We start from the raw sequence: 6,691 nt of genomic DNA on the forward strand, positions 1-6,691 counted from the left end.
CACTGGGGTAAAGTTGATTCAGAAGGCAATGGCAGAGTTGGAAAAACAGATTAATCGACTTCCCCATTTGCCAAAGTGGTTTGTGGAAATCCCTTATCAAACCACTTGACTATTGGATCATCTTTTTTATGGAGTTCTCTAGGAAAAACCTGAATAGAATCTTAATATATAGAGTGCCTAGTAGCCGTAACGATTGCGCTCACTGTTTTTGTAAATTCTATGGCAGAGATTAGCCCAGAGATCAACCTCATGCAGATAGCGACTATACTCAACCAATATCGATTTGAAATGAGAGGATATAAAGCGCAAGAATTAATCGAGCGCTGGTTGCCCATCTATTCGCTAAATTGGATTCGCATGGCGATTTTAGAGGCACTCTATCAGGGACGTTACAAAGTCATTTCGGTGGAGGAAATCCTCAAAATTTGGCACCGTCGCGGCCATCCTACCTTTCATTTTACGGGGGAATTCGAGCGCTTGGTTTGTAAAAACTTGCTAGATTCCCAGTTAGATGGCAAAAAACCAGCAGTTATCCCTAAACGGGAACAGATCAATATACCTTCTCCCACCCTTGAGCAGCCCTGTCCAGAGCCAGAAGCGGGAAAAGCCGATAATAATGGCACAGTAGCCACGAGTAAAGATTCTTTACTCAACTTAGAAACTTCTCTTTTTAATGATCCTCGCAAAGGGATGAGTAATGTGGAGGAATTATTCTCGCAGTTAACCCCGGAAACGCCCAAATTCCCTGAATTAGAATCAGTGCCTAAATCGCCTAACGGTCCTGGAACTAGGGAGAATTTTCCGGCTAATTTTAAACCGGCAATCGATGAGTTTATCCCTTTGTTAGACCCTTCGGAATTGTATCCCAAATTAAAAGCTGTGGCCCGCTCACCGCATCAGTAGGGTTGGCTGAAAAAGTTTTTCGGTGGTGGCAGGGTGTGGGGTGTTAGGTGTGGGGTGGTGGGGTACTGACACCAATTAATTCCCCGCCCTCAAGAAAAAAAATCGCCCTGACGATTAAAATAGAGTTAACTTTTCCCCTCAAGGCTCTGCTCAATTAACTAGCATTATGACATCCTCCTATTTTGGTCTAGAAACCGAAGAAAATAAACTAATTAACTCTAATAATCTCTCGTTCGCCGCTTCTCTTGGTATTCATGCCCTAATTTTAGCGATTATCTTACCTAATTTCCTCAATAATCCAGTACAGGAGCCAAAAAAGGATTTACGCAACGTCAATCTGATTGAATTAAACCCTCTAGAGCAGTCACGTCTTCCCAGTCTCGACTCCTCCCTGTCCAGCTTACCGGAACTGCCTAACCCCAATTCGTCCTCTTCCTCTTTGCCTCCTCTCCCCCCCATGGATGGCATCCATAACAGCACCTTACCTCCTTTACCCTCGGTTTCTTCCCTTCCTCCCTTACCTTCCTTACCTGCTTTACCTCCCCTCTCCTCTTTACCCTCCGTCAATATCTATTCTCCTCCCGTGGCATCTATCCCCTCCCTGGGTAGATTACCGATTCCTCGCAATTTTCCCACTTCTACCCCCAGTTTACCCAGTCCTCCTGCTGTTCCCACCCTGCCGGACAATAATAATCTGCCTAGGGAGACTAATAACCAGCAGGTGCGGCCTTACTTCGATCCCTACCAAGATAATCTAACTTTAGATAGATTGCGAAATTCGCCCCTTAGTGCATCGCAACAGGCGCAGGAACAATTAAACAATTCCCTAGCCCGCACACCGGAGCCGAATGGTCAATCGCCCCTAGATGAACAGCGTCGTCAACAATTAATGTGGGAAATGCGGGAACGTTTGCGCTCCCTGGAGGCGGATAAAAGCAATACCAGTAACGAGGATGCTATGAGAAATCAGGTGGATTGGCTGGCCAGAGTCCAAAAAACTAATCCTAACGCCTTAAATGAACTAAATCAGCCCAATCAGGGCAGCAGAGGCATAACTACCGTCAATTTGACCGGTAATTATCCCGCTACGGCTTGTTCCCGTCAATTGGCGGGGACGGCGGTTTATGGGGTGACGGTGGATGCCCAAGGCCGCCTCAGCAGTGAACCCCAGTTAATTAAAAGTGCTGGCTTCCCGATTTTCAATCAACAGGCGGCTGGGGAAGTGAGATCAACTCGTTTTAATAATCCCAGTGGTGAGTCGAGAATCTATCAGGTGCGAGTCAGTTTTGCCCCTAACCCGGAAGTGTGCCGAGGTGCGATCGCTAATCCCCCAAAACCAGAGGGTAGTAACCTCAATACTCGTAACTCCCCCCCCGGAACGCCGGCACTTGTAACCCCGCGTCGTCCTAATCAACCGCCGCAACCGGCCGTTAGCCCCCAACCGGATAACGTCAAGCCGCCCGAAACCACAGGTCCAAATCCGGCCCCAACCCAGTCAGAACCGCCCAAAGAAGCGATAATCGAAGAAAAAGCCCCAGAAACTCCTCCCCAAACCCCCGCTCTCAATCAGCCGGAGGGTTCCCCCGCTAGTCCCCCCACTAGCCAAAATCCTCAACCCCTGAGCGAGGAAGTGTTGCCCCCCGGTCCGCCAGCGGAAGCTAAAACTGAACCAGAAAGTTAGGCCTTTTCAGTGATCAGTTATCAGTTATCAGTTATCAGATATGAGTTTTAAGTTCACTGATTACTGAAAAAAACCCCCATCTCCCTAGTCCATAATTCGATCCCCCCTTAATCCCCCCTTGATAAGGGGGGTGCCGATCCCCCCTTAATCCCCCCTTAATAAGGGGGGCATCTGATAATTTTTAACGGCTACCTACTTATTTTTACTTAAATGATTTCCACTTCCCAGATACCCGATTCTTTTGTCTCACCTTGCCGTCGCGCCTCGGTTAGTCGTACTACCAAAGAAACCGATGTAGAGGTGACGATCGATCTTGATGGTAGCGGCAATTGTCGCGCCCAGACAGGAATTCCCTTTCTTGATCATATGTTGCAGCAAATCGCCTCCCACGCTGCGATCGATCTCGATGTGCGTGCCACCGGAGATCTAGAAATTGATGACCATCACACCAATGAAGACGTGGGAATCACCCTCGGACAAGCTTTACTGCAAGCTTTGGGAGACAAAAAAGGCATCGTCCGTTTCGGGCATTTTGTCGCCCCTCTCGATGAAGCTTTAGTGCAGGTTGCCCTCGATTTTTCCGGTCGTCCCCACCTCAGTTATGGTCTAGAAATTCCCACCCAAAGAGTGGGAACCTACGATACTCAGCTAGTGCGGGAATTTTTTGTCGCTTTGGTCAATCACAGTCAAATGACCCTACATATTCGCCAATTAGACGGGATTAATTCCCATCATATTATTGAGGCTACTTTTAAAGCTTTTGCCCGGGCGATGAGTATGGCCATAGCGATCGATCCCCGTCGCGCTGGTATAATTCCTAGTTCTAAGGGAGTTTTATAGAAGCACTGCTTAACCGAATTAACGTTAGCTTAAAAGCCCATAATTTGAGCCACTTGGGTTAATTCGGGAGCAATCCCGGATTTTAGTTGATTATTGCTGTATTTTACCGCCGAATCAGGGTCTTTTAGGCCATTGCCCGTTAAAACACACACTACGGTGGCCCCATCGGGAACCTGTTGATGCACTTTTAATAATCCTGCCACAGAAGCGGCGCTGGCCGGTTCACAGAAAACCCCCTCTTGGCCTCCTAAAATCCGATAGGCTGCCAATATTTCCTCATCGCTGACCGCGTGAAATTGCCCTTGACTAGCGTGACTAGCAGCCCAAGCTTTTTCCCAGTTAGCGGGGTTGCCGATACGGATGGCCGTGGCTAGGGTTTCGGGATGGTCAACCGGTTGTTTGGAGATAAAAGGGGCAGCCCCGGCAGCTTGAAAACCCATCATCTTCGGCAGTCGGTCACATTTGCCTATCTGGTGATACTGACAGAATCCCATCCAATAGGCGCTAATATTGCCCGCATTACCCACGGGAATACATAACCAGTCGGGAGCATTACCCAAGACATCGACAATCTCGAAAGCGGCGGTTTTTTGACCCTCTAAACGGTAGGGATTGACGGAATTGACTAAAGTTACGGGATAATTTTCTGATAGTTGGCGGACAATCTTGAGGGCATCATCGAAGTTGCCATTAATAGCGATTACTTCGGCTCCGTACAATAAAGCTTGGGCTAATTTTCCTAAGGCCACATAACCGTCGGGGATAATCACAAAGGCCCGCATCCCGGCTCTTCTTGCATAGGCTGCCGCCGCCGCCGAGGTGTTCCCGGTACTGGCACAAATCACCGCTTTTGCCCCTTCTTCTTTAGCTTTCGAGATGGCCATGGTCATGCCCCGGTCTTTAAAGCTGCCGGTGGGATTTAAACCATCATATTTGACAAAAACCTTGACATCGCGCCCGATTTGTGCTGAGAGATAGGGGGCGGGTATCAGGGGTGTATTGCCTTCTAGGAGGGTAATTACAGGGGTTTTACTGCTTACGGGCAGAAATTGGCGATATTCTTCGATCAAACCGCGCCAGCCGCCGATAGACGATGATTTAGTGGGTGATTGGGGGATCGATCGAGAAATAATTGTCATAGCCTTAAGGATACAGATTTGATTAGATGGCCCAGCTTCCTATTTTATCGAATAAGCAGTCCAAAAAATTAATCTCGATCGCCCGATTGGGATTCATGGGGTTTAAAACAGGGATGCGGGAAGATAAAAGGCAGTAACAGCAAATAAATGACCTTTTTGGTCAAAAAATAGCTATTGTATCGCTATAAATCTGATTTTTTGCCCTTTTTGTCTTTCAGAAGTTGATTTAACTTAGTGTCAGCAGAAGTCCCTCGCTTTTAGCGATGGGATGAATGCTGACCAGCATATAGACAATTCTATAAAGTTGTGTTATCATAAATATAGATTCTTGATAACAGCCATGTACAAAGCATATAAATTCACAATAAAACCCAATACCGAGCAAGAAATAGCCTTAGCTAAAGGCTTCGGCTGTTGTCGCTGGTTTTGGAACTATTCCTTGAATTTATGCCAAGAAACCTATAAAACCACAGGAAAAGGGCTAACACGAAACTATATTCAGGGACTATTGCCTAGTCTCAAAAAAGAATATGAGTGGTTGACAGATGCTTATTCTCAGTGCTTACAGGTTGTTGCTTTGAACTTATCGCAAGCTTATCAAAATTTCTTTGAAAAACGGGCTAGATTACCAAGATTCAAGTCCAAACATGGTAGGCAATCAATTAGCTATCCAGCTAATGTCAAGTTTGAAGGTGACTACCTCAAATTACCGGGTAAAGTTGGATTAGTTTATTGTGTGCGTCATCGGGAATTTGAAGGAACAATTAAAACCGTTACTATCTCAAAAACTCCAGACGGTAAATACTACGCTTCTATTTTAGTTGATGACGAATTGGAGTTGCCTGAGACATCAAAGGATGGCAAAGGCATAGGAATTGATTTAGGACTTACTCATTTTGCCATTACCAGCAATGGTAGTAAGTATGAGAATCCTAGACATTTAGCTAAACATCAACGTAATTTAAAGCGTAAACAACAAAAGTTATCCCGTAAAAAGAAGGGAAGTAACAACCGTCAAAAAGCTAGACGTAAAGTAGCTAAAGTTCACTCTAAAATCTCAAGATGTCGTGAGGATTTTCTCCACAAGCTATCCCGTAAGATAGTTAACGAAAACCAAGTTATTGCGGTAGAAAATCTCAATGTTAAAGGCATGGTACGCAATCATAATTTAGCTAAGGCTATTAGTGATTGTGGTTGGGGAATGTTTTGTACAATGCTTAAATACAAGGCAGAATGGGAAGGAAAAACTTATATCGAAGTTGATAGGTTTTTCCCTAGTTCTAAAACTTGTAATGTCTGTCTAAATCAAGTAGCGAGTTTACCACTTGATGTTAGAACATGGACTTGTGAGCATTGCAAAACAACCCATGATCGTGATATAAATGCGGCGATAAACATCAAAAATGAAGCCTTACGGATATTGTCGTTAGGAACTAGCGATACTGCCTATAGAGGGGATGTAAGACCAAAAGTTGGGCGTAAGTCCGTCTTGAGGCAATCCCCCGTGAAATAGGAAGCTCTCAACTCTGTTGAGAGTAGTTCACTTAGCTGGTTATATTTAAATTGAAGATGGCTCCCCCCTGCTTGATAAGGGGGGTTTGATCCCCCCTGCCCCCCTTGATAAGGGGGGTGCCGAATAGTAGGGTTGATTCATGAATCAACCCTACCTTGAGTAACACCTAACTACTTAATAAACCATCACCGGGTAAATAGCCAGAGATAGAAATTATGAAGGAAAGCACCGTCCCCACCATTAATCTCGCCCCTAAACTCAGACGCGATTTATCTTTATGGAATCCCTTTGATTATCTTTTGCTGTTGTACTGGGTGTTTTATTTTCCCCAAGCAGTGCGCTGGTATGTGGAAACGAGAGACGGCGGCGATAACCATACCGTACAATTGCGTCTAGGGATTCAGGGTCTTCTCTTAACTGTAATTACCCCTCTGATTATCTGTAGCATAGCAGCAAATTTAGGACTTTCTGTTGATTGGGGGGGCGTGGTGTGGGGCGTGGTGTGGGGCGTGGCGTTGGGCGTGGTGTGGGGCGTGGTGTGGGGCGTGGTGTGGGGCGTGGCGTTGGGCGTGGTGTCGGGCGTGGCGTTGGGCGTGGTGTGGGGCGGGGTGTTGG

The 6,691-nt window shown here is 46.2% G+C and carries 5 protein-coding genes and 1 pseudogene; 5 read left to right on the forward strand and 1 reads right to left on the reverse strand.

The genetic code is table 11. From position 1 onward, the window contains the following. Positions 1 to 219: 219 nt before the first annotated feature. The 3 genes from O9332_RS20810 to hisB all read left to right on the forward strand — a co-directional run bounded on the left by O9332_RS20810 (position 220) and on the right by hisB (position 3,424). Positions 220 to 903 (forward strand): hypothetical protein, encoded by a 684-nt coding sequence (locus O9332_RS20810; RefSeq protein WP_147072603.1) that lies wholly within the window; start codon positions 220 to 222, stop codon positions 901 to 903. A gap of 166 nt (positions 904 to 1,069) precedes the next feature. Continuing rightward, positions 1,070 to 2,584 (forward strand): energy transducer TonB, encoded by a 1,515-nt coding sequence (locus O9332_RS20815; RefSeq protein WP_288027215.1) that lies wholly within the window; start codon positions 1,070 to 1,072, stop codon positions 2,582 to 2,584. 210 nt (positions 2,585 to 2,794) lie between these two features. Beyond that, positions 2,795 to 3,424 (forward strand): imidazoleglycerol-phosphate dehydratase HisB, encoded by a 630-nt coding sequence (gene hisB, locus O9332_RS20820; RefSeq protein WP_002756684.1) that lies wholly within the window; start codon positions 2,795 to 2,797, stop codon positions 3,422 to 3,424. A 29-nt stretch (positions 3,425 to 3,453) separates the two neighbouring features. Here hisB and thrC read toward each other — a convergent pair whose 3' ends face one another. Next, on the reverse strand, positions 3,454 to 4,563 hold the full coding sequence (gene thrC, locus O9332_RS20825) for a threonine synthase (protein ID WP_008203543.1): 1,110 nt from the start codon (positions 4,561 to 4,563) through the stop codon (positions 3,454 to 3,456). A 340-nt stretch (positions 4,564 to 4,903) separates the two neighbouring features. Here thrC and tnpB point away from each other — a divergent pair, with 340 nt between their 5' ends. Next, positions 4,904 to 6,076: an IS200/IS605 family element RNA-guided endonuclease TnpB gene (tnpB, locus tag O9332_RS20830; protein ID WP_002764978.1), complete on the forward strand. Its 1,173-nt coding sequence runs from the start codon at positions 4,904 to 4,906 to the stop codon at positions 6,074 to 6,076. Between the two features lie 215 nt (positions 6,077 to 6,291). Further along, positions 6,292 to 6,691, forward strand: a pseudogene (locus O9332_RS20835) (hypothetical protein); the annotation flags it as partial.

Origin of the sequence: Microcystis sp. LE19-10.1B, assembly GCF_027530565.1 — a bacterium.
GTDB classification, from domain to species: domain Bacteria; phylum Cyanobacteriota; class Cyanobacteriia; order Cyanobacteriales; family Microcystaceae; genus Microcystis; species Microcystis aeruginosa.